The 22,212-nt window shown below is 44.8% G+C and carries 20 protein-coding genes and 1 pseudogene; 14 read left to right on the top strand and 7 right to left on the bottom strand.

All coding sequences use genetic code 11. The features are described from left to right. Nucleotides 1-85: 85 nt before the first annotated feature. The 4 genes from AXE82_RS05285 (at nucleotide 86) to AXE82_RS05270 (ending at nucleotide 3,974) form a co-directional block, all read left to right on the top strand. Nucleotides 86-1,840 carry an AMP-binding protein gene (locus AXE82_RS05285; protein WP_082741418.1) on the top strand — a complete coding sequence of 585 codons (1,755 nt, stop codon included), beginning with the start codon at nucleotides 86-88 and terminating at the stop codon, nucleotides 1,838-1,840. Nucleotides 1,841-1,972: 132 nt separating this feature from the next. Continuing rightward, entirely contained in the window at nucleotides 1,973-2,689 is a 717-nt protein-coding gene (gene rph / locus AXE82_RS05280; protein WP_060994509.1) for a ribonuclease PH, read from the top strand. A gap of 73 nt (nucleotides 2,690-2,762) precedes the next feature. Continuing rightward, on the top strand, nucleotides 2,763-3,245 hold the full coding sequence (locus AXE82_RS05275; RefSeq protein WP_144918721.1) for a hypothetical protein: 483 nt from the start codon (nucleotides 2,763-2,765) through the stop codon (nucleotides 3,243-3,245). A 165-nt stretch (nucleotides 3,246-3,410) separates the two neighbouring features. Beyond that, a complete protein-coding gene (locus AXE82_RS05270; RefSeq protein ID WP_062332214.1) occupies nucleotides 3,411-3,974 on the top strand; it encodes a c-type cytochrome in 564 nt (187 codons plus the stop codon). A 53-nt stretch (nucleotides 3,975-4,027) separates the two neighbouring features. Here the strand turns inward: AXE82_RS05270 and AXE82_RS05265 are convergent, their stop codons facing one another. After that, nucleotides 4,028-4,750 (bottom strand): elongation factor P hydroxylase, encoded by a 723-nt coding sequence (locus AXE82_RS05265; protein ID WP_062332211.1) that lies wholly within the window; start codon nucleotides 4,748-4,750, stop codon nucleotides 4,028-4,030. Between the two features lie 210 nt (nucleotides 4,751-4,960). Here AXE82_RS05265 and AXE82_RS05260 point away from each other — a divergent pair, with 210 nt between their 5' ends. The 5 genes from AXE82_RS05260 to acpP all read left to right on the top strand — a co-directional run bounded on the left by AXE82_RS05260 (nucleotide 4,961) and on the right by acpP (nucleotide 8,641). Then, nucleotides 4,961-5,593 carry a YceD family protein gene (locus tag AXE82_RS05260; RefSeq protein WP_062332208.1) on the top strand — a complete coding sequence of 211 codons (633 nt, stop codon included), beginning with the start codon at nucleotides 4,961-4,963 and terminating at the stop codon, nucleotides 5,591-5,593. 246 nt (nucleotides 5,594-5,839) lie between these two features. After that, nucleotides 5,840-6,025, top strand: coding sequence for a 50S ribosomal protein L32 (rpmF, locus tag AXE82_RS05255; RefSeq protein ID WP_007115626.1), 186 nt, complete (start codon nucleotides 5,840-5,842; stop codon nucleotides 6,023-6,025). Nucleotides 6,026-6,521: 496 nt separating this feature from the next. Continuing rightward, nucleotides 6,522-7,469, top strand: a complete 948-nt coding sequence (fabD, locus tag AXE82_RS05250; RefSeq protein ID WP_062334799.1) for an ACP S-malonyltransferase — start codon at nucleotides 6,522-6,524, stop codon at nucleotides 7,467-7,469. Nucleotides 7,470-7,486: 17 nt separating this feature from the next. After that, nucleotides 7,487-8,215: a 3-oxoacyl-ACP reductase FabG gene (fabG, locus tag AXE82_RS05245; protein ID WP_062332205.1), complete on the top strand. Its 729-nt coding sequence runs from the start codon at nucleotides 7,487-7,489 to the stop codon at nucleotides 8,213-8,215. 183 nt (nucleotides 8,216-8,398) lie between these two features. Next, nucleotides 8,399-8,641: an acyl carrier protein gene (gene acpP / locus AXE82_RS05240; protein ID WP_007115622.1), complete on the top strand. Its 243-nt coding sequence runs from the start codon at nucleotides 8,399-8,401 to the stop codon at nucleotides 8,639-8,641. An 83-nt stretch (nucleotides 8,642-8,724) separates the two neighbouring features. Here the strand turns inward: acpP and AXE82_RS05235 are convergent, their stop codons facing one another. Then, the gene (locus AXE82_RS05235; protein ID WP_172460484.1) at nucleotides 8,725-9,522 is read right to left on the bottom strand and encodes a cytochrome C assembly family protein; all 798 of its coding nucleotides are present in this window, start codon (nucleotides 9,520-9,522) and stop codon (nucleotides 8,725-8,727) included. A gap of 165 nt (nucleotides 9,523-9,687) precedes the next feature. Between AXE82_RS05235 and ffh the strand changes: the two genes are divergently transcribed. After that, nucleotides 9,688-11,154, top strand: a complete 1,467-nt coding sequence (gene ffh, locus AXE82_RS05230; protein WP_062332199.1) for a signal recognition particle protein — start codon at nucleotides 9,688-9,690, stop codon at nucleotides 11,152-11,154. Nucleotides 11,155-11,333: 179 nt separating this feature from the next. Then, entirely contained in the window at nucleotides 11,334-12,422 is a 1,089-nt protein-coding gene (locus AXE82_RS05225; protein ID WP_082741417.1) for a sulfate ABC transporter substrate-binding protein, read from the top strand. A gap of 8 nt (nucleotides 12,423-12,430) precedes the next feature. Here AXE82_RS05225 and AXE82_RS05220 read toward each other — a convergent pair whose 3' ends face one another. The 4 genes and pseudogenes from AXE82_RS05220 to AXE82_RS05205 all read right to left on the bottom strand — a co-directional run bounded on the left by AXE82_RS05220 (nucleotide 12,431) and on the right by AXE82_RS05205 (nucleotide 17,292). Continuing rightward, nucleotides 12,431-13,099, bottom strand: a complete 669-nt coding sequence (locus tag AXE82_RS05220; protein WP_227713377.1) for a regulatory protein RecX — start codon at nucleotides 13,097-13,099, stop codon at nucleotides 12,431-12,433. A gap of 73 nt (nucleotides 13,100-13,172) precedes the next feature. Beyond that, on the bottom strand, nucleotides 13,173-14,228 hold the full coding sequence (gene recA, locus AXE82_RS05215; protein ID WP_062332196.1) for a recombinase RecA: 1,056 nt from the start codon (nucleotides 14,226-14,228) through the stop codon (nucleotides 13,173-13,175). 438 nt (nucleotides 14,229-14,666) lie between these two features. Continuing rightward, nucleotides 14,667-16,307 (bottom strand): annotated as a pseudogene (locus AXE82_RS05210) (acyl-CoA synthetase); the annotation flags it as partial. A 154-nt stretch (nucleotides 16,308-16,461) separates the two neighbouring features. Then, entirely contained in the window at nucleotides 16,462-17,292 is an 831-nt protein-coding gene (locus AXE82_RS05205) for a DegV family protein (protein ID WP_167541437.1), read from the bottom strand. A gap of 311 nt (nucleotides 17,293-17,603) precedes the next feature. Here AXE82_RS05205 and AXE82_RS05200 point away from each other — a divergent pair, with 311 nt between their 5' ends. After that, the gene (locus tag AXE82_RS05200; RefSeq protein ID WP_062332190.1) at nucleotides 17,604-19,709 is read left to right on the top strand and encodes an NADPH-dependent 2,4-dienoyl-CoA reductase; all 2,106 of its coding nucleotides are present in this window, start codon (nucleotides 17,604-17,606) and stop codon (nucleotides 19,707-19,709) included. Between the two features lie 67 nt (nucleotides 19,710-19,776). On the opposite strand, the gene AXE82_RS05195 is transcribed toward AXE82_RS05200, so the two are convergent. Next, a complete protein-coding gene (locus AXE82_RS05195) occupies nucleotides 19,777-20,559 on the bottom strand; it encodes a YbjN domain-containing protein (RefSeq protein ID WP_062332187.1) in 783 nt (260 codons plus the stop codon). Between the two features lie 284 nt (nucleotides 20,560-20,843). Here AXE82_RS05195 and ccmA point away from each other — a divergent pair, with 284 nt between their 5' ends. Together ccmA and AXE82_RS05185 are read left to right on the top strand one after the other, a co-directional pair. Continuing rightward, nucleotides 20,844-21,506 (top strand): heme ABC exporter ATP-binding protein CcmA, encoded by a 663-nt coding sequence (ccmA, locus tag AXE82_RS05190; protein ID WP_172460485.1) that lies wholly within the window; start codon nucleotides 20,844-20,846, stop codon nucleotides 21,504-21,506. Between the two features lie 11 nt (nucleotides 21,507-21,517). Continuing rightward, complete coding sequence (locus tag AXE82_RS05185; protein ID WP_007117161.1) at nucleotides 21,518-22,186, top strand: heme exporter protein CcmB; 669 nt, start codon at nucleotides 21,518-21,520, stop codon at nucleotides 22,184-22,186. Nucleotides 22,187-22,212: the final 26 nt, after the last annotated feature.

Genomic DNA, 22,212 nt, shown 5'->3' with positions numbered 1-22,212 from the left:
CAGCTTTTCTATATCAGATTAGTTGGGTTTTTTATTGCATCGCGCCCAATTAACCTTATAAAATTGGGCATACCACTAGGCTGTTATGAGCAATACTGAGTTTATGGATGACGCTATTTTACCAATCAATGACCGCCCGATGCATGAGATGTATGAATGGGAAGAAAATCAGCAACCGTGGCTGATTAGCTACGAGCGCTATAACATCTGTAGCACCATCGATATGCCAGATGAACAAACGTCGCTGATTGACATGTTAGAAGCAAGGTTTGCTAAACATGCGCGGCAAGTGGCGTATTATTGCGATGATCAGCATATTACTTACGAGCAGCTAGATAAACTGAGTCTAAAAGTTGCCATTTATCTGCAGCAGTTAGGGCTCAAGGTCGGTGATGCTATTGGCGTGATGTTGCCCAATATTTTGCAATATCCTGTGATTACCCTTGGCGTCATCCGTGCTGGCATGGTGCTAGTGAGTATGAACCCTTCCTACACCAGTCGCGAGCTTGAGCACCAAATCGATGATGCCGATATCAAGGCATTGTTTATATTAGATAAATTTATTTATACCTATAAAGACATTGCCGATAACCTTAACCGCGATTTACATCATTTAATCATCTGTCGTTTGGGCGATTTAAAAGGTAAGCTCAAAGGTGCGTTAATCAATTTGGTCTCAGCGACTACCGATTTACCGCCAAAAGGTAATTGGATTTATTTTAGTCAGTTATTAGCTGGCGCTAGCAAGGCTTATGAGCGCCCAACTCTCACGTTATCGAATATTGTATTAATTCAATATACCGGTGGTACCACAGGGACGGCAAAAGGCGCGATGCTCAGTCATGGCAATGTGATTGCCAATTTGCTGCAAATCGATGCGTTGATTCGCAGCGCGTACGATGAAGAAGGGCAGGAAGATATTATTTTGGCGTCGTTGCCACTGTATCATGTATTTTCATTCACCATTTGCTGTGTTTTTATTTTGTATCGTGGGTTTGCATCAAGGCTCGTGCCCAATCCACGTGATATCAATGAACTGGTCAATACGCTAAGGCGTACACCGCCGCATTTTATTTTAGGAGTTAATACGCTATTTAGCGCCTTGATACAGCATCCTGAATTTCGAAGGCTCGATTTTTCCCAACTCAAAGCCACCATTGGCGGGGGCATGGCAATCTTACCTAGTGTTGCCAAAAAATGGCACACCATCACAGGGTTACCGATTATCGAAGGGTATGGACTTTCAGAAACCGCGCCTGTGATTACCTTTAATCCATTAACTATCGCAGAATTTACCAACAAAGTCGGGCTACCAACCCCTGCCACTGACATTATCTTATTGGATAACAACGACCAACCTGTACGCATTGGCGAACGCGGAGAAATCGCCGTCAAAGGGCCGCAAGTGATGGTGGGGTATCGCAATCTACCGGTTGAGACTGCTAATGCGTTTACCGCAACAGGCTATTTGCGCACGGGCGATATTGGCATCATTGATGAGCGCGGTTTTATCAAAATCGTTGACCGTAAAAAAGATATGATTGTGGTGTCAGGGTTTAATGTCTACCCAAATGAGATTGAGTCGGTGATGCTTGAGCATGCCGATGTGCTCGAGTGTGTGGCGATTGGCGTACCAAGCGCGACGCGCGGGGAAGAGCCCAAAATATTTGTGGTCAGAAAACACAACCGCGTCACTGCTGAGCAGCTACTGGCGTTTGGTAAACAGCACTTAAGTGGCTATAAACGCCCACGCTATGTCGAGTTTGTCGATAGTCTGCCCAAGTCCAATGTTGGTAAGATTTTACGTAAAGAGCTGCGTAAGCGCGAAGGGCTTGAATAGCAACCTGCCATGTTGCTGACGGAATTATCTTGCTAAAACTGGGTTGGCAAGGTAGCATAAAACCACTGTAATTTTTGCCCATTGCTTAAAAACTATCTACCAAACCGTCAAGGCGGTCTTTTAGGGAATCTTATGCGTATCGATAATCGTGAAAACAACCAACTTCGCCCAATTAGTTTTGTGCGTAACTTTACCAAACATGCCGAAGGTGCCGTGCTGGTTAGCTATGGTGACACCAAAGTGCTATGTACCGCCAGTATCGAAACCCAAGTACCGCGCTGGCTCAAAGGCACAGGTAAAGGCTGGATTACTGCTGAATACGGTATGTTGCCACGTGCGACCCACGAGCGTACCCAACGCGAAGCCGCCAAAGGAAAGCAATCAGGTCGTACCCAAGAGATTCAGCGGTTGATTGGTCGTAGCCTACGGGCGATGGTAGATCTTGAAAAGCTTGGGGAAAATACCATCCATATCGACTGTGACGTGCTGCAAGCCGATGGCGGTACCCGTACTGCCAGTATCACAGGTGCAGCTGTGGCATTGGTCGATGCGTTAGAAAAACTGCAAGCCGCCAAAAAACTCAAAGCCGATCCTTTGGTTGGCTTGGTAGCAGCGGTCTCTGTGGGTATCAAAAATGGTGAAGTACTCTTGGATTTGAATTATAGCGAAGATTCAAGCTGTGACACAGATCTTAACGTCGTGATGACGCAAAAAGGCGAGTTTATCGAGATTCAAGGCACTGCCGAAGAAAAACCGTTCACCCGTGCCCAAGTGGACGAAATGCTAGCAATTGCCGAAGAAGGCATCAAACAGCTGATTGCTGAACAACAAGCGGTGCTAGGTTGGTAAAATAGCCTAACAAAACAGGCTGGGCTAGTAAGGGCGTAGCGCATACGCCCTTTTAATTGTCATAGAGATGATTATGTTAAAAGTCACCGAGACAGGCGTTACCATTGGTTTGCAAAGTCAAGCGGTGACATCAAACAAGCTGACCCAAATACTGTGGGTGGGTATCGCTATTGCCGGGGTAGGGCTATTGATGGTATTTAAAATGCTATCAGTTGCCATCGGCTCGCTTATGATTTTACTAGCCATCATCGCAGGTATTGTGTGGCAATCATTCAACCGAAAAAAAGAGGTGGCGACTTTAGCAGGGGGTGAGCTGCGACTGACCCAACAGGGTTTTAGCCATCACCAAGGTGCTAAAGTCACAAGCTATCAATTATTGCCTAGCGATAGCATTGAGCCGACCACTGATGGGATGACCATCTACAATGCTGACGGTCTAACCTTGTATCACATCACAGGTTTTCATGACCCTAAACATATCAAAATCGCCCAAGCCGTCCTACAAGGCAAGCCAATCAAAACCCAAGGCAAAGCAATCAAATTACAAAGCACTTAATCAAAAAACCACACCCTATCTCAAACAGTGGTTAGGCTTAGTTACCAAATCATAATAATTTTTTTGCCAATACTTGTTAAAATCCTTAGAGATGATTAATCCACACTCTGATAATAACATTAATTATTTAATTCATATAAACCAAAAACACGGAAGGAAAGGACGATGTCGACTGCATTAAAATTTGCCACCCCATTAATCGTTGCGATGGCGCTGGTAGGCTGTAATAAAAAAACAGAAACCACAACCACAACTACTGCTTCAGCGCCTGCTACCACAGTTACCGCTAGCGCCAATGGTGCAACTGCAACCGCTACGGTAAGTACCACGACAACCTCGACCACGGCAGTTGACCCTAACATGACGCCAGAAGACCACAAAAAAGCGCGTGAAAGAATCATGAAAGATTGGAAAAAAACCAACCAAACCATTGGTGCCATGGTCAAAGATCCAAGCAAATTTGATGCCGCGCAAGTCAAAGCCGCTGCCGAGAAACTTAACCAAAATCCTTGGGTGCATTATCCAGAGACAGCTAAGGGCGGTGAAGCAAAAGATGAAATTTGGAGTGATGCTGCAGGGTTCCAACAGCAGATTGATAAATTTAAAACCGCTGCCAGTGCTCTTAATGCCGCCGCTGCGACTGCAACCAGTGTCGATGGCATCAAAACCCAATTTGGCGATTTGGGCGCTAGCTGTAAATCCTGTCATGACAAATATAAAGAAGATTAATTTGTTATCCCCGATAAAAAAGGCAGTCATTGAACACTGCCTTTTTTATTGACTTAATTCACTTTGATAAAATTGTGAAAGATATCAAACGAGGCCAATGGTAGCGGGCGCAGTTTGGTTAACTGGCTTAGCAAGAATTTGGCATCGGTTGACAGTTTTTGACCCGTTTGCCAAAACTTCACCGCTTGGGCTTGTACATCGGCTTCAAAAGTGCTCTGACTGGTATCAAAATCGGCAAACAAATTATCTTTAGACACGCTAAAGGGTTTGTTGCAAGCCAGCGTCAATAAACATTCAATCGCCTGCGGCAGGATTTCTACTTGTTCGAACTGTTGCTGCTGCTGCTGATTACGTCCATCGGGCGCATACCAGTAGCCAAAATCATTGAGCAATCGGCGTTTTTGGCCTGCCATACACCAATGGCTAATTTCATGCAAGGCACTGGCAAAAAATCCATGCGCAAATACAATTTTGGCAGGCTCGCTATCAGTCGCGGCAAAATATTCAGGCTCATGCTCGCCTTTGACCAAAATCGTATCACGATGGCAAAACCACCGTTTGAACCAACCCATTAGCCATTGCACTTGTAATGCTTCCACCGATACCCATTGATAGTCAGTCAAAGGGCGATTTTTTGTCTTTGATATACTGGCTAGTACGGGGACAAAATTAACCCTTAATGCTAAATTCGCACTTTTTTGGTCAATCACAGTTGTGTCAATATCATTGGCTAACACAGGCAACACCGCGAATTGGCTGACAAAAGGCAGTTTCATAAAGGGAAAAATAGCAAGGGTTCGTGGTGATATTTGTGCAGATATTGGCGATAGGTGTGTGGACATAGCAAAAGTAGGATTGATAAAAATTGCTATTATACAATTTAACAGCCCGTATCGACTAGGAAATCACGCCAACAACATGCTACCATGCAATGGACGTCAGTATGCTTTATACTACAACGTAAAATAACTAACAGGAGCGGTGAAATGACGCTACATTCTTCATCAAACGTACTAGCACAATCATCGCAAGATGTACCGACAACTGCCTCATCCAAAACCGCCAATAACACCACCAGTGAGATTGGCTCTAGTGCCAGCTTGGTTAAGTTTATTGACTTGGCACGTTGGGAGCATAACAATGACAACCATTATCACTGGGAAGGCAAGGTGAGTCTCAAGGATTTGCCACGTATCTATGCCTTGGGTGATGAACATCATGACAACGATCAGCCACTGGATGTGATATTAGATATCCAGAAAAAAGGGGACGTGGTATTTTGGCAATTACACACTACGGGCGCGCTTTGGCAAACCTGCCAGCGCTGCCTAGACCCCGTTGCAGTGAGTCTGGATGTCGATAGTGAGCTTGCACTGCTTGAAGATGAAAATCACGTCGCATTGCTTGATGAAGGCACAGAAATCATCCTGATTGATGAGCTAACGGATGACAATAAACTGTGGCTATTACCAATGATTGAAGATGAGTTATTGGTTGATTTGCCATTAGCGCCCAAGCATGATGACTGCGAAATGGCAGTCACTGAGGTAGGCGAGTTGCCAGAGGCAGTGGCAGAAAAAGAAAATCCGTTTGCGGTACTGGCAAGCCTAAAAAGCTAATAACAACCACGCCATTATATACGCCGTAATACACGTAGTAACAAAAACTTGCCACTAAATGTCGGTTAAGGCTTTGCTAAATAGGTTTTTTTACGTATAATATGGCGTTTATAAATTTATCTGATTGTCTGTTCCAATAGTTTGCCTTATATCCATGCCAAATATCGATATCAAGTTGTTTGCATGATGATGTAATGAGGTTAAGGGAACGATGTTTTAATAGCGAGAAGCACAGGAGCTAACCTCATGGCTGTTCAACAAAACCGTAAAAGCCGTTCACGCCGTGATATGCGTCGTTCACACGACCGCATCACAATCAATGCTGTTGCTGTAGATGCAACCACTGGTGAAAAACACATCCGTCACCATGCGACCAAAGACGGTTTTTACCGTGGTCGTCAATTATTCAAAGTAGCAGCCGTTGCTGAATAATTAACGCAAAATGTAGGGCTTTGACATAGCTTAGTATGCATTGGCTAAGCACCAAAAAGGCTGATGATAATTCATCAGCCTTTTTTTATTTGTTTTTGATGTAAAAATACCCGAAAGAAAAAACTAGAATTTTTTTTTCAATATGCCATAATAATCAGAGTACAATTGTACACATAAATTTACTGGCTTACTTTGCCTACTGGCTTGATAGTAAGTTATATTATTGCCAGTTAAGTTTGATAAGCTTATAACGTCAATCTAAGCTACTGACGCCATTTTGATTTTGCTGATAACTTTTGGTAAAGTAATCGACCAAAAAATCGCCTAAGCAAATTTTTTTGACCATGTTTTTTAGCGGTCTAGTAGACGCAATACAACATAAGCGGTACAACATAAGCAGTACAATATAATAAGTTAGGACATTATGGATAACCCAATGCAAAGCCAAACCAGCGCAAATCAACCAGCCACTTCATCCCAAGACAATGCTGCCTCTATGAAATATGCTGTGATTTTCCCAGGACAAGGCTCGCAGAGTGTGGGCATGCTAAACGATTGGGCAGCCCAGTATCCTACTGTCAAAGCAACGTTTGATGAAGCCTCAAAAGCGCTTGGGTTTGACTTGTGGGCGATATGCCAAGGGGCGTCAGGTGCCGCGTCTTTAGATGATACTGCGTATACCCAACCTGCACTATTGACCGCTAGTATGGCAATTTGGCGGGTGCTGCGCGATGAGCTTGATTTACAGCCGGCATATGTTGCCGGGCATTCACTGGGTGAATACAGTGCGCTGTGTGCCGCTGGGGTGTTGAGTTTGGCAGATGCGGTAAAGCTGGTGCATCATCGTGGCCAGTATATGAGCGCCGCCATGCAATCACAAACAGGCAAAATGGCGGCGATTTTAGGTCTCCCTGATGAAGATGTACAACAAATATGTGATGCTGTGGTAGCGGAGCATACGCAGGCAGTGGTCAGTCCAGCCAATTTTAACGCGCCAGGGCAAGTGGTAATTGCAGGCAATGTGGCAGGCGTGGATTTAGCGTCAGAGAAAATTGCTTCACTCGGTAAAAAAAGCATGCCGCTAAAAGTTAGTGTACCATCACATTGCCAGCTGATGACACCTGCCACCGATAAGCTTGCCGCAGAATTGGAAAACGTGACATTTAACCCACCCAGCATTCCGGTGATACAAAATCGCCATGCACGGGTAGAAACCGATGTCACTGCAATCAAACAAGCCTTGATTGAGCAACTCAATATGCCCGTGTTATGGTCGACTATTGAGAATAATTTAGCAGACGCGCAAGTCAGCTTACAAATCGAATGTGGCAGTGGTAGCGTGCTGACAGGACTAGCCAAACGTCAAGCGCAGAAAATTAACACTCTAGCGACCGATACAGTGGCTAAACTAGATAATATAAAACAACAATTATCAGCCCAATAAAAAAACCAAGGAAGTATATGACTCAACGTATTGCATTAGTGACAGGCGCTAGCCGTGGGATTGGTCAAGCAATCGCCAAACGTCTGGCAAATGAAGGCTATCTTGTCATCGGCACTGCTACCAGTGAAGAAGGCGCAGCGGCAGTCAATGATTACCTACAGGAATTGGGTGGTGCAGGTCGCGTGCTCAATGTGCAAGATGCCGAGCAAATCAACCAGTTATTTGATAGCATTGAAAAAGAATTTGGCAATGTACAGGTACTAGTCAACAATGCCGGTATTACCCAAGATGGTCTGCTCATGCGGATGGATGACAATGCCTGGGAGCGCGTGCTCGACGTGAATTTGACCTCGGTGTTTCGCACCAGTAAACGCGCCATAAAAGGCATGATGAAAGCGCGGCAGGGTCGCATTATTAATATCACTTCCGTAGTCGCTGCGATGGGCAATGCCGGACAAACCAACTATACGGCAAGCAAAGCAGGTATTGAAGGGTTTACCCGCTCACTGGCTCGGGAGATTGGATCACGCCAAATCACCGTCAACTGCGTGGCACCAGGCTTTATCGACACCGACATGACTAGCGAGCTTGATGAAGCATTGATTCAATCCATGCTTAATGCCGTTCCGCTAGTCAGACTGGGCAAACCTGAAGACATCGCCGCTGCGGTAAATTTCTTGGCAAGTGAAGAAGCAGGTTATATTACCGGCACTGTGCTTGACGTCAATGGCGGCATGTACATGTAAATGGTTTAGCCTGCCAAACACCAACCTAACGAGCGTTAAAATGCAGTTTTTGAACTTAAAATACAGTTTTTGAAATAGTAACAGGTTGCATTATTTTATTTTGAAATAGGCAATGAGCATGATAATATGCTCTAATATGTAGTTTACTCGATATATCATATACCCCAATGCAAGGAGAGAAGCATGAGTAACGAAATCGAACAAAAAGTAAAAGCCGCAGTAGCTGAGCAATTAGGCGTGAATGCAGAAGACATCAAAAATGAATCTTCATTTATGGATGACCTCGGTGCAGATTCACTTGACCTTGTTGAATTGGTGATGTCTTTTGAAAACGAATTTGGTATTACCATTCCTGACGAAGACAGCGCACAATTGACCACGGTGCAAAGTGCTATCAGCTACGTACAATCAAAATTGGCTAACTAATTGCTAGTTATTTAATTTAGCCGCTTACTTATCACTTAGTTAAGCGGCATTTTACCCCAGTTTTAGCGATAAAATTGGGGTTTTTATTTGTTTAAAATCAGCTCCAACACAAACTTCGTCCCGATAAACGCCAAGCCAAGCAAAATCACACCATATAGCGTCATATTAGCCGCGCGTTGACCTCGCCAGCCAAAGCGCCAATGTCCAACCAATAACGCCCCAAATACCAGCCAAGACAACAGACTAAACACAGTCTTGTGTACCAAATGCTGCGCCAGTAAATTGGTCGTATCAATAAAGCCCAACAACAGCGAAATCGACAATAGGCCAAAACCGACAGTAATCATATCAAACAGCAAGGCTTCCATGCTTTGGAGTGAAGGTAGTTTATCGACCCAGACACGGTGAAAGGTTTGACGTTTGAGTTCGCTGATTTGTAGCCGCAGCATAATCGCGGCAATCGCTGCCATAAATAGTACCGAATAGGCAGCCAAAGACATGATGATATGGGCTTGTAAGATAGGACTGATGGTTGATAGCGGGTGATACGGTGCATCGCCAAAAAAACCAATCATCATGCCCAAAAATGCCAACGGCGTTGCCAAAATCCCAAGCGGCAAAATTTGGCGGTAAAGACAAAACCCCCAATAAAATAACAGCATAAACAATGTCGTCAACGACACGACATTAAAAATATTAAAGTTTAGCCCGCCTTGGGTAATGATATCAGGATATAACACCACCGCATGACCCAATAACCCAATCAGCAATTGCCCAAGCACCATGCTTTTACGGATGGGCTTTTGTTGCGTAACTGCCCACATCAAATAGACGGTAGTTAAGCCATAACAGACTAACGCAAGTACAAAGATTACAAACACCCTAGCCTCATCAAAAATCATCAAATACGTGCAAAATGCGATGGTTATACTAGCATGACCCATGCAACAAATCGCGATTTTATCGGTATTATATTAGCAGTTTTAGCTAATTTAGCATAAAATAGTAAGATTATAAAATTGATAGCAATAGATTAGAGAAATTATATGTTTGAAACCTTAACCGAACGCCTGTCGACGAGTTTACGTAGTATCTCTGGTACAGGGCAGCTAACTGAAGACAACATCAAAGACACCTTGCGTGAAGTGCGTATGGCACTACTAGAAGCTGATGTCGCCTTGCCAGTGACGCGCGATTTTGTGTCACGGGTAAAAGACAAAGCCCTAGGTCAAGAAGTCCTTAAAGAACTCGCCCCAGGTCAAGCCTTTGTTAAAATCGTCTATGACGAGCTGACCGAGATGATGGGCAGTGCGAACCAATCACTTGAAATGACAGGTAAACCACCTGTAGTCTATCTACTAGCGGGTTTGCAAGGGGCGGGCAAAACCACCACAGCCGGTAAACTTGCCAAATATCTGCAAGAGCGCCATAAGAAAAAAGTCATGCTAGTCTCTGCCGACGTCTATCGCCCTGCGGCAATTAAGCAGCTTGAGCAAGTCGCTGAGCAAGTCAAAGCCAATTTTGTGCCATCAAGTGCTGACCAAAACCCGATTGATATCGCCAAACGCGCCATCGAACAAGCCAAAGTACAGTTTCAAGATATTTTGATTATCGATACCGCAGGTCGTCTGCACATCGACGAAGCCATGATGGACGAAATCAAAGCCTTAACCGCAGCCGTCACTCCGTCAGAAACTTTATTTGTGGTTGACTCAATGACCGGTCAAGATGCGGCAAATACGGCAAAAGCCTTTAATGATGCGCTACCTTTGACTGGCGTGATTTTGACCAAGACTGACGGTGATGCGCGTGGTGGCGCGGCGTTGTCGGTACGTGCTATCACTGGCAAACCGATCAAATTCTTGGGTCGTGGTGAAAAACTTGATGCGCTTGAGCCCTTCCACCCTGAGCGTGTGGCACAGCGTATCTTGGGCATGGGTGACGTATTGTCACTGGTCGAAGAAGTCGAGCAAAAAATTGACCGCGAAAAAGCGGAAAAAATGGCGAAAAAAATCCAAAAAGGCGGCGAGTTTGACCTTGAGGATTTGCTAACCCAATTCCAGCAAATGAAAAATTTGGGCGGCATGGCGGGCTTCTTGGATAAGATGCCAGGCATGAGCGGTGCGGATGTCCAAAAAGCGGTATCAGATGCCAAACCAGAAGAAAAGGTCAAAGAAATGGAAGCACTTATTCATTCAATGACCCCGTTTGAACGTAAAAACCCCGATAAAATCAACCCAAGCCGTAAACGCCGTATTGCGGCAGGCGCGGGTAAAGACGTACAGCACGTCAATCAGCTGTTAAAGCAGCACAAGCAAATGGCAAAAATGATGAAGATGCTATCTGACCCATCGGGCATCAGCAAAATGATGAAAGCGGTACAAGGGTTGACCAAGGGTATGGGCGGTGGCGGTGGTCCATTATTTGGACAAAACAACCAAGCAGGGGCGAATGCTACGACAGTCAACGGTCAGGCCAATCCAGTTGCGCCAAAATTTAAAACCCGTTTTTAAAATTTTAATCGCAGGATTGTACTTTCAAAGCCCGTATGCATTACGGGCTTTTTATTCATCTAAGGAATAATGAAAGTATTAAATATTCCAAGACAGTATAAATAAAAATCCTTACTATATTTTCAATCATTAAGCCATTGGATGTTTAGCGTGGCACTTTGAAAACTTATGAGGAAAACATGACAAACGCGACCCAAAATCACCCATTCACCACCCGTACGCAATTTAAAGGCAAAGTCTTGGCATTAGCCGGTATTTCAGTGATGGCAGTGGCAAGCTTAACTGCCTGCCAAAAAGCCCCGCCCAAAAACGACAGTGCAGCCAGCGCTTCAGCATCTAACGGCAATGGGGTATCTTTGCTAAACGTATCTTACGACGTGTCCCGCGAGTTGTATAAAGAATACAACCCGATTTTTACAGGGCAGCAAAAACAGACCGTCACTATCCAGCAGTCGCATGGCGGCTCAAGTAAACAAGCCTTGAGCGTAGCCAATGGGCTTAAAGCGGATGTGGTGACCATGAACCAAACCTCAGATGTAGAACTGCTAGTAAAAAAAGGCTTGGTGGATAAAAACTGGCAACAAGCGTTTCCCAATAACGCGGTACCTTATACCAGCACCATGGTACTATTGGTTCGTAACAACAACCCCAAGCAAATCAAAGACTGGGATGACTTGGCAAAACCCGGTGTCAGTATCGTGATTGCCAATCCAAAAACCAGTGGTACAGCGCGATATGGTTTCTTGGGGGCGTATGGATATGGCTTGCACCACTTCAATAATGACGAAGCCAAAACCAAAACGCTGGTGAAGCAAATTTTGAGCAATGTGGCAGTGTATGACAGTGGCGCAAGGGCAGCGACAACGAGCTTTTTACAACGAGAAATCGGCGATGTGCTGATTACCACAGAGAATGAAGCACAAATCACCAAAAAAGAATTTGCCGATAAAAACTTACAGATTGTTTATCCCAGCTATTCGGTCAAGATTAGTAACCCTGTCGCTGTGGTGAATGCCGTTACCGAGCAAAAAGGTACCACTGAATTGGCAAAAGCCTATTTAGCAGGTTTGTGGGATACGCCTGCCCAAGAGATTATGGCGAAGAATTATTTACGCCCTGTGGACGCGGCGATTTTGGCAAAATACCAAAGCCAATTTCCTGCAATTGCCACGTTTGAGCCAAATCAAGTTTTTGGTAGCTGGGATGAGATTATGAGCAAGTTTTTTAAAGATGGCGCAATTTTTGACCAATTGGCGGTAAAAAAATAGCCGTTGCCCTAGCGATTGGCGAGCGTAGTTAAGTCATACTTTAAGGCATCAAAACACACATCGGCAGTAAAGCCCCGATATTGCAAAAATCGCAGTTGACGGGCTTTTTCTTTAGGCTCTGTCGGGATGGCATCACCGTATTTTCGTACCCGTGCTGCCACCGCTTGGGCAAGCCAATCTACTTCATAGGTCTCATCTGGGTCGTCATCCGCCGTGTCTGATTCAATATCATTGAGTAATAAATCCTCAAAAAAATCATTGTGCGTCTCAATCCATGTATTAATCGCACTGACCGAACGGACGGTGGTCAATCCATGTTTTTTTAACGTTTTAAATATCCGCTGGGTACCATGCTGCTTGCCAATACCTTCTTTGATTAATGCAGATGTCATACGCTCATCACTTTGATAGCCTTCTGCTTCAAATTCGCTCAAAAGCGCTTCGATAGCCGCCGCATCACATCCTTTTGCCAATAGTTTGTCCCGCAGCTCTTTTTTAGACTGCTCACGCCGCCCAAGATAATAAAACGCCAGCCAACGCATGTAGCTCTCGGCTTTAAGTTTGTCATGGTAAGCTTGGCGTTGTTCATCAGTCATTAACTGATTTTCGATATTTTCTAACAAGGATTTAGGATCTGGCATAGCGGTTTTAAGGGTGATTAAAAAAAGATTAAACATCGGCTATCGAACAAGTCGAACAGTATAAAAACAAAAACCCCAGTAAAAACTAGGGTTTTGGTCAGCTAGGCAATTATTGCATACCTTCGACAAACTCAGGGGGTTCAACGTCAAGGGCTTCTTCTGGTACAGGTTCGACATTACCAAGCTTAGCAGCGCGCACTTTGGCTTCAATCTCTTGGGCGATTTGGGGATTTTCTTCCAAGAATCTAATGGCGTTGGCTTTACCTTGACCAATTTTACTGTCATTGTAGCTGTACCAAGCGCCCGATTTTTTGACCGCATCAATATCGACACCCAAGTCAACCACTTCACCTAGATGATTGGTACCTGTCCCATACATGATGTCAAATTCTGCTTGGCGAAACGGCGGCGCCAGTTTATTTTTGATTACCTTAACGCGGGTCTCAGAACCGACGATGTTTTCACCCTCTTTAACCGCACCAATACGACGAATATCCAAACGCACTGACGCATAGAATTTAAGGGCGTTACCACCCGTTGTGGTTTCTGGCGAGCCAAACATGACACCGATCTTCATACGAATTTGGTTAATGAATATCACCATACAGTTGGAGCGTTTGGCGTTACCGGTGATTTTACGTAGCGCTTGGCTCATCAAGCGCGCTTGCAGACCCATGTGGCTGTCGCCCATCTCGCCTTCAATCTCTGCGCGTGGGGTAAGCGCGGCGACCGAGTCAACAACAATCATATCCACCGCACCTGAACGCACTAACATATCGGCGATTTCAAGCGCTTGTTCACCGTTGTCAGGCTGCGTGACAAGTAAAGCATCGACATCAACGCCCAATTTTTTGGCATAAATAGGGTCTAGCGCATGCTCAGCATCGATAAAAGCACAGGTACCGCCTTGCTTTTGACATTGGGCGATTGCTTGCAAGGTTAACGTGGTTTTACCCGAACTTTCAGGACCATAAATTTCGACGATACGACCCTTTGGCAAACCGCCAATACCCAGTGCGATATCCAAACCCAATGAGCCTGTGGAGACTACATCCACGTTGATTTTTGCTGACTCATCACCCAGGCGCATGATGGTATTTTTACCAAATTGTTTTTCAATTTGTGATAAAGCAGCAGTTAAAGCTTTGGCTTTATTGTCGTCCATAAGGACTCCTTGTCATAAAAAAGGTTAATAAAAACGGGAAAAATTTAAAGGTAGTGATAAGTTAAAAAAGAAGTGAATTGATAAGGCTATAATAACAAAATATACGAAAAATTATAGGGCTAAATCACTCATATACGACATATATTGTCGCTTCTGATTGTTAATAATTAATTAAAAATAACATGAGAAAATCTCTAAATAAATGGGTGTTTTTTGGGTGTTTTCAAGCTATATGTTGCAACAAAAATCCCCACTAACAAAGTGAGGATATGCAATAGGAGGCGCTAATATTGAACCTTAGTGTGCCTCATCTTCTAGTGAATCGTTAGATAGGGTTTGGGTGTTGCTAGGTATGCCGGAACTAGGCATGGCAGTGCTCGGATTGGAGTCGGTTGTCGCTGCCAAATAGCTTTGCGGATGATGGTGAGTGATTTTTGCTTCTTCATGCGCCAGTGAGCGCGCCGCTTGACGTAGCTCAAATTTTTGCACTTTACCTGTCGAGGTTTTTGGAATTTGCGCAAAAATAATATGTTTGGGCACTTGGAAACCTGCCAAATATTTACGGCAATGGGCAATGATGTCTTCCCGATCTAGTGTCGAGCCTTCGCGGATTTCGATAAAGGCTACCGGTACTTCACCCCATTTGTCATGGGGAGCAGCAACTACCCCACAGCTTTCCACTTCTGGCATACGATACAGTACGTTTTCTATTTCAATACTTGAGATATTCTCGCCGCCCGAGATGATGATGTCTTTGAGCCGATCCATAATTTTGATGTAACCATCTGGGTATTTAACGCCCAAGTCACCGGTCTTAAACCAGCCACCGTTAAAGGCTTCTGCGGTGGCTTTGCGGTTTTTTAGATAGCCTTTCATCACCATATTGCCGCGGATAGCAAGCTCACCAATTTCGCTACCATCGGCTGCAACTGGGGTAGTGGTGCCTTGTTTGAATACATCAAATCCCGCTAGCAGATGTGAGTTCATGCCTTGGCGGGATTTTTTTTGCGCGCGTTCACTGACAGTCAAATCATCCCATTCTGGGCGCTCGACACACAGGGTGACGGGACCATATACTTCTGTCAAACCGTAGACGTGGGTGATTTTAAAGCCCATTTCTTCCATTTTGGCGAGCAAAGACTCAGGGGGTGGCGCGCCTGCGACATTGCAGCGTACTTCATGTTTGATAGCTTTTTTCAGCGCTTCATTACCATTGGCAATCATGTTATGCACGATAGGCGCTGCGCTATAATGAGTGACTTTTTCATCGGCAATCAACCGTAAAATCAAATCAGCATCAATTTTGCGCAAGCACACATTGGTACCCGCACGCTCGCCAATGCTCCAAGGAAAGCTCCAGCCATTACAGTGAAACAGGGGGAGCGTCCATAAATACACAGGGTGCTTTGGCATATCCCAATCTAAAATATTAGAGACGGCATTTAAGGTGGCACCACGATGGTGATACACCACGCCTTTTGGGATACCTGTAGTACCTGATGTGTAGTTGAGCGCGATGGCATCCCATTCATCAGTTGGTTTTTCCCAGTTGTCTAAGTCGGTCCCTGAGGCGATCAATTGTTCATACGTCATATTGCCAAATTGTTCAGTGGGCGTGACAGCAGGGTCGGTGGCATGAATGATAATTAAGTTAGGAAATGACTCTTGAACCAGCGCAATATGCTGTTCAAACTCAGTATCGACAATCAATACTTTCGCTTCACTGTGCTGCAGGCAAAATACCAAGGCATTGATATCCAAACGGGTATTTAAGGTACATAGCACACCACCAGACATGGGTACGCCAAATGCGACTTCAACCATGGGTGGGGTATTGGGCAGTAGCACTGCAACAGTATCGTCTTTATCGATGCCCAGTTTTTTTAGGGCATCCGACATTTTGCGGCAGCGATTATAGGTTTCGCCCCAACTTTGCCGTAGGTCATTGTGCTCATAATCTTTATACACAATCGCCGTTTGATCGGGATAGATGCTAGCAGTACGCTCAATAAAATCAATGGGCGTAAGCGGGGTATAGTTGGCAGGATTTTTTTCCAGCCCTGTATGGAAGTTTGGCATAACGACATCCCTGTAGTTAATAAATAAACGCCTTTATCATAACAAGGATTTTGACCAAATCCTATATATCAATCTGCTTTTTCACAAATATAAAAAAATGACAAAAACAGACAGCCCGCCTGTTATTTTATAAGCTAGCAAACCCAGTCAGGGTTTAGTCTTCGACAAATACGCAGCCAAGGGTGAACACACCGATATTTGCTATAGAGACACTGGCGGCAGGAAGAACTTCGGTGTTAACGTAACCGCGTGACGATAAATAGTTAAGTAGTGATTTAGTATGAGGGTTTAAATTACCGCTAAGCACATACATTGTACCTTTTTTACCATTGGCGGCGGTGATGGCAGCATCCGCGAGTCGCTCAATACATTTTTCAAAACTGCGCACCTTTTCAAAGGCGACCATTTGACCTGAGTCTTCCATTTTTACAATCGGTTTAATACCGAATAAATTGGCGAAAAAGCCGACTGGCGCTGAAATACGCTTGGTACGAATCATACCTTTAAGGTTATCAACTGCCAAATAGATATGGATTTTATCGCGCAGGCGGTTGATTTCGGTGATGATTTGTGGGACTTCCATGCCTTGTTTGAGTAAGCGTGAGGCTTCTTGTACAAGAACCGCTTCGCCATGTGAAATCGTGCGTGAATCATAGAGATAAATTTTCATGCGATGACTAAACATGGAGCTGATATTGAGCAAGTTTTTGTAGGTCTGGCTTAAAGAAGAGGACAAACAGATGAATAAAACTTCTTGCACGTCTTCTTTGATGAGCTGATAAAAGAATTCAATGAGCTGATTTTCAGTGGGGGCAGAGGTACTGATGTCGATATTGGGGGTATCGAGTAGAATACGCGATAAACTGTCTAAGCTTAGGTTTTGTCCATCTAGATAATTGGCACCGCCCATATGGATATTCATTGGCAACATTTTGACATTTTCTGGAATGCCAAGGTCGTCAAGACAAGACGTAGACGTGCTCACAATCATTTTCTTCACAGTAATTTCCCTCCTGTTGTACTTTTATCCTAGCGTGATATTAACATTGTCGCAAAAATAAGCATGATTTTTTTGTAGACTCATCGGGACAAAATTTGCCTTATGCTTTCAAAGATGACTATTTATAATAGGTTGACCTATTTTTGGTTTGATGTATGCTTAAGGTATGTTGATATAGCTACATTGCGTGACCACATTGACGAATTGATTATGATAACGAACTCATTTACAAAATGACAAGATTAGTTCCTTAATGTGACCAAATAGTGAAAGGAAATTACTGCCAAGGATTATTTATGTCAAATAACAGCCAGATATCTACTCATAACACCCATTATCCGCATATTTTTGAACCACTGGATTTAGGATTTACCACGTTAAAAAATCGTATTGTGATGGGCTCGATGCACACAGGGCTTGAAGATCGGTTTTTTAACTATCCAAAGCTAGCCGCTTATTTTGCCGAGCGCGCTAAAGGGGGAGTTGCCATGATGATCACGGGCGGTATCTCGCCCAATCATGAAGGTTGGTTAGTGCCGGCAGGCGGAACGCTCAATCACAAAGGCGATGTAGTTAATCATCGTAAAGTCACCAAAGCTGTGCACCAATATGACTGCAAAATCATCTTGCAAATTCTGCATAGCGGTCGCTATGGTTATCATCCATTGGCGGTATCAGCCAGTGCCATCAAGTCGCCTATTTCACCTTTCAAACCTCGTCAAATGAGTGAAAAAAATATTTTGGCGACTATCAAAGACTATGCCAAAACTGCCAAACTTGCACAAATGGCGGGCTATGATGGTGTCGAAATCATGGGTTCAGAAGGCTATTTACTCAATCAGTTTTTAAGCAATCACGTCAATCAGCGCACCGACCAATGGGGTGGCAGTCTAGAAAACCGTATGCGTTTTGCGCTCGAAGTCATCAAAGCGGTACGTGCGGCGGTGGGAGAAGCGTTTATTATCACCTTCCGTTTATCGATGATTGACTTGGTGCCCGATGGCAACACCATGGATGAAGTCATTACCATCGCCAAAGCCATCGAAAAAGCCGGCGTGACCATAATAAATACCGGTATTGGCTGGCATGAGTCGCGTATCCCGACCATCGTCACGTCGGTGCCACGCGCAGCATTTGCCGATGTGATTGCTGAAGTCAAACGCCACGTGACTATCCCTGTGATTGCTGCCAACCGTGTCAATATGCCAGAGACTGCCGAGCAGCTGCTAGCAGAGAACCAAGCTGACTTGGTACAAATGGCGCGTCCGTTCTTGGCAGACCCAGACTGGGTGGCAAAAGCCAGTTTAGGACAAACTGACTTAATTAATACCTGTATCGGCTGTAACCAAGCGTGTCTAGATCATACATTTGAAAATAAACGCTCAACCTGTCTGGTCAATCCCCAAGCCTGTTATGAAACCGAGCTGGTCTATAAACCTGCCAAAAAAGCCAAAAAAATTGCCGTAGTGGGCGCGGGCATGGCAGGCTTATCAGCGGCGACGGTCGCCGCCAAACGCGGTCATCAGGTCACCTTGTTTGAAGCACAGGATAAAATCGGCGGACAGTTTAACTATGCCAAAGTGATTCCAGGTAAAGAAGAGTTCTTTGAGACCATCCGTTACTTTACCAATTTGGTGGACAGTTTAGGCATTGAGCTCAAACTGAATCATAAAGTGAGCAAAGAAGAGCTAGAGTCGGGTCAGTTTGATGATGTGATTATTGCCACAGGCGTTGTGCCACGGGCGCTTGACTTTGAAGGGGTGGAGTTACCGCAAGTGATGAGCTATGCCGAATTGCTATCGGGTCAAAAAGTTGCAGGTAAGCGAGTCGCGGTAATCGGCGCAGGCGGAATTGGCTTTGATGTCAGCGAATATTTAACATCCACCCATGTGAAACCGTTTGAAAAAGATGCGCAAGGCAACGTGATTTATCAACCCCATCCGCAAAGCGCAGCCTCATGGAAACGTGAGTGGGGGGTGGACACCAACGCACACTATGACAGCGAAGGTGGACTGGTAAAACCAGAGCCCATTACCCCGACCCGTGAAGTGTATTTGATGCAGCGTAAAAAAGGTCGCTTGGGGGCAGGTCTCAATAAAACCTCAGGCTGGGTGCACCGTGCTCATATCAACAAGCATGGCGTCAAACAGGTGAGCGGCATTGGCTATGAGAAAATTACCAATGAAGGGATTTGGATTACTAACCCAGACGGTCATAGCCAATTATTGCGCGTTGATAGTATCGTTATCTGCGCGGGGCAAGAATCGGTCAATGACTTAATGCCGGCCGTGGGTGATGACTTGACAGCGCAATATCACTTGATTGGTGGGGCAAAATTGGCAGGCGAATTGGACGCCAAACGTGCCATTCGCGAAGGCGCGGAAGTCGCTGCCATGTTGTAGCAGCTTTTACTATGTCATAAAAAAGGCGATGAATGAATGTCATCGCCTTTTTTATATCGACCGCGTGTTATTGAATGGCATCAGATGCTAAGAAAAAATTGCGCGCTTGCTGAGAGTCAATCAGTTTGTCTACAGCACCTTGCAAATCATGGGTAGTATGCGGCTGCTCAATCATCTCGCGAATGGTGTCATACAGCCGTGAAAACAACGAGAAATTACTCTGTAGCAAATAACTCATAATGAGCTCGCTCACCCCCGTCACTTCCAAATCAAGCGACGTCTTAAAGCGCAGCTCGCCATCCATCACATCCATTTCCAAATTGCCAATCATCAAATCATAATTTAGATAAGCCAGCATGGCGAGCATCTCAGGGCGATTGGCTTCAGCAATCGCAGTAGGATAAATACTATACACCGCAATCAATTGCTGCTCACTAAAAAAACGAATCATACAACCCCAATGGCGCTCTTTATCTGACACTTGCATCGTATAATGATGAATGCTTTGCTCATCTTGTTCGCTGGCAGGGTGATACATAAATTGATAACCCATGCTGGCTAAGATATGCTCTATGTCATCGGGGGTAATCGGTTGTAGTTCTAATTCGTCATCTGCATCAAGCGACTCACTGGCTAAAAGCGGTTCATCTTGTGAATGGCTATGTTCATCAAACGCCGCATTGACTCTATTTTTGACAAAAGGCTGATAGCCAGTAGCATCGCTATGCTCACCTGTCTCAGCACAATGACTAGGGTCAGTTGTTTTATCATCTACAGGGAGCGGCACTGATGTTTCAGCAGTAAAGAACAGTTTTAGGCGTTGCCATAAACGCTTCGGATTTTTGGACATTGATTTCACTTACCCAACAAAAAATAGCTAAAAATAGAAAGAAAAACGAAAAGCAGAACAGTTAAAAAACAAAAAAGTTAACAAACAGGTTGGCAAAACTTTGACGCTATCACCAAGCTTTATATGGATACTTTATATTGATAATAGCAAAGACCTGTCGCAAGTTGGTATATAATAAGCTTTCTACACAACTTTAGCCAATTATCTATACAATGGGTATAAGGCCGTGATTTATCAATTTAATCTGTTATCTATTTAATGACTTGCAAATTTTAATCAATGCTATGCCAAATCCAACACCCACTGCTATGCCTATCTCGGCGACCAGTTCGCTGCTAAACTGTCAAAATGTCACCATACAACGTGGCGAATTTCCGCTGTGTGAAGCGGTGAATTTGGTGCTAAACCGTGGCGATATTTGTCATTTGGTGGGTGAAAATGGCACCGGCAAAACCACATTTTTGATGCAGCTTGCAGGGTTGATTCCTGTGTTGACCGGTGATATCAGCTGGCAGGGCAAGGCAGGGTTACCTGTGCAGCCATTTTATGTGGCGCACCAATTGGGTATTCATTTGCAACTCACCGTTGAGCAAAATTTGCGATTTTTGTTAGCCTTGTATGGCATCAAACCAAGCGCAGAGGCGCTTGAGCAAGCACTCGATTGGGTTGGGTTAGCAGGTTATGAGAAAATCAACTGCTATCAACTCTCGGCAGGGCAGACGCGCCGCGTGGGTCTGGCACGTTTGCTGTTTGCGCTGGAGTATGTAGCGCAATTTCCTTGCTGGCTACTTGATGAGCCGCTGACCGCGCTTGATGTCAATATGATTGCCAAAATTGAACACTTGATGCAAACATTCGTTCAGCGCGGTGGGGCAGTGCTCATGACCAGTCACCAAACTGTCGCCGTCGCCAACAAGCAATTAGATTTAACCTTGTATATGGTTTAGGGGCAACTGCAATGATTGATTTTTCTGCCCTGTGGCAACGTGAATGGCAAATCAAGCAGCAAAATAAAGTGCAGTGGTTATATCCACTGGTGTTGTTTTTAATTATCATCACCTTATTTCCACTGGCGATGGGGACGGAGCCAAAATTATTGCAGCAACTAGGCGTGCCTGCGGTATGGATTGCAGCGTTATTGTCGCTGATCATGGGTATGGAAAACTTATTTCGCCCAGCACTTGATAACGGTACACTGGCACAATTGGTTGTCGCTCGTGCCTCGATTCCCACTTGGGTGCTAGTACGGCTCATCGTGCATTGGCTGACCAGTGCGGGGATGGTGTGTCTGCTCGCATTTTTAGCGATGCCGCTTTTTGGCTTGACCAGCCAAGCAGCCATTGCCCTGAGTGCGTCGATTTTGGTGGGTAGTCCGATTTTGCTATGCTTATCAGCGATTGCCAGCAGCTTGACATTATCGCTAAAAAACGGCGCGGTGTTAGTGCCATTGATTTCGTTACCGATGCAGCTGCCTGTGCTGATTTTTGCCACAGGGGCAGTGGGGCAATTTGCCATGGGGCTTAACGGTTATCCGATTTTAGCACTATTACTGGCGGGCAGTATTTTGGCAGTCATCGTCACGCCTTTTGTGATTGCATTTTCATTAAAACTGGCTTGGTTAAGCTGATGATTTTTAGATGAAAAAATCCCCAA

The organism is Moraxella osloensis (assembly GCF_001553955.1).
Classification (GTDB): Bacteria; Pseudomonadota; Gammaproteobacteria; order Pseudomonadales; family Moraxellaceae; genus Faucicola; species Faucicola osloensis.
The sequence above is the reverse complement of the archived record's forward strand: the minus strand, read 5'-3'. Positions and strand labels throughout refer to the sequence as shown.

What these genes read in the sequence shown, in the direction of transcription:
- AXE82_RS05285 (WP_082741418.1), top strand. Translation starts at nt 86, where the DNA reads ATGAGCAATACTGAGTTTATGGATGACGCTATTTTACCAATCAATGAC.
- rph (WP_060994509.1), top strand. Translation starts at nt 1,973, where the DNA reads ATGCGTATCGATAATCGTGAAAACAACCAACTTCGCCCAATTAGTTTT.
- AXE82_RS05275 (WP_144918721.1), top strand. Translation starts at nt 2,763, where the DNA reads ATGTTAAAAGTCACCGAGACAGGCGTTACCATTGGTTTGCAAAGTCAA.
- AXE82_RS05270 (WP_062332214.1), top strand. Translation starts at nt 3,411, where the DNA reads ATGTCGACTGCATTAAAATTTGCCACCCCATTAATCGTTGCGATGGCG.
- AXE82_RS05265 (WP_062332211.1), bottom strand. Translation starts at nt 4,750, where the DNA reads ATGAAACTGCCTTTTGTCAGCCAATTCGCGGTGTTGCCTGTGTTAGCC.
- AXE82_RS05260 (WP_062332208.1), top strand. Translation starts at nt 4,961, where the DNA reads ATGACGCTACATTCTTCATCAAACGTACTAGCACAATCATCGCAAGAT.
- rpmF (WP_007115626.1), top strand. Translation starts at nt 5,840, where the DNA reads ATGGCTGTTCAACAAAACCGTAAAAGCCGTTCACGCCGTGATATGCGT.
- fabD (WP_062334799.1), top strand. Translation starts at nt 6,522, where the DNA reads ATGAAATATGCTGTGATTTTCCCAGGACAAGGCTCGCAGAGTGTGGGC.
- fabG (WP_062332205.1), top strand. Translation starts at nt 7,487, where the DNA reads ATGACTCAACGTATTGCATTAGTGACAGGCGCTAGCCGTGGGATTGGT.
- acpP (WP_007115622.1), top strand. Translation starts at nt 8,399, where the DNA reads ATGAGTAACGAAATCGAACAAAAAGTAAAAGCCGCAGTAGCTGAGCAA.
- ffh (WP_062332199.1), top strand. Translation starts at nt 9,688, where the DNA reads ATGTTTGAAACCTTAACCGAACGCCTGTCGACGAGTTTACGTAGTATC.
- AXE82_RS05225 (WP_082741417.1), top strand. Translation starts at nt 11,334, where the DNA reads ATGACAAACGCGACCCAAAATCACCCATTCACCACCCGTACGCAATTT.
- AXE82_RS05220 (WP_227713377.1), bottom strand. Translation starts at nt 13,099, where the DNA reads ATGTTTAATCTTTTTTTAATCACCCTTAAAACCGCTATGCCAGATCCT.
- recA (WP_062332196.1), bottom strand. Translation starts at nt 14,228, where the DNA reads ATGGACGACAATAAAGCCAAAGCTTTAACTGCTGCTTTATCACAAATT.
- AXE82_RS05200 (WP_062332190.1), top strand. Translation starts at nt 17,604, where the DNA reads ATGTCAAATAACAGCCAGATATCTACTCATAACACCCATTATCCGCAT.
- AXE82_RS05195 (WP_062332187.1), bottom strand. Translation starts at nt 20,559, where the DNA reads ATGTCCAAAAATCCGAAGCGTTTATGGCAACGCCTAAAACTGTTCTTT.
- ccmA (WP_172460485.1), top strand. Translation starts at nt 20,844, where the DNA reads ATGCCAAATCCAACACCCACTGCTATGCCTATCTCGGCGACCAGTTCG.
- AXE82_RS05185 (WP_007117161.1), top strand. Translation starts at nt 21,518, where the DNA reads ATGATTGATTTTTCTGCCCTGTGGCAACGTGAATGGCAAATCAAGCAG.